This is a genomic window from Bacillus pretiosus, assembly GCF_051294775.1.
Classification (GTDB): Bacteria; Bacillota; Bacilli; order Bacillales; family Bacillaceae_G; genus Bacillus_A; species Bacillus_A wiedmannii.
The window spans coordinates 1-346 of sequence record NZ_JBPPHF010000053.1; the positions used below are offsets into that span (position 1 = coordinate 1).

At 39.3% G+C, this 346-nt stretch carries 1 protein-coding gene; it reads right to left on the minus strand.

Annotated features, from left to right (window positions below; translation table 11 throughout):
• On the minus strand, positions 1-346 hold a 346-nt coding region (locus tag ACSG5Z_RS29815), incomplete at both ends, for a trypsin-like serine peptidase (RefSeq protein ID WP_435712742.1).

The window sequence follows — 346 nt, forward strand, 5'->3', positions numbered from 1 at the left end:
ATACAGGTGCTCCACTTTGACATCCATAAGTGTCCATCCTATATGTTAACATTCTAGGACTAGTGCCTTCGATTGGTCCATAATCTGTCCACATAGTATATTTTTCATTTCCTACTTTATCACACGGATACCCTGGAACTACTGCGAGTAACCCCTTTGGAGACTCTACATTAGTAGTTCTATATCCTAACCAACCTGTATAATCTCCAGGAGATCCATTTAATTTAATGGCTCCATAATCAAATTCCGAATCTCCATCATCAGTCCATCCACTTACTGAATAAAGCTTTGTCCAACTATAAGGCAAATACGGTGCTTGGTTTCCATTTCTACCAGGAGTCACAAT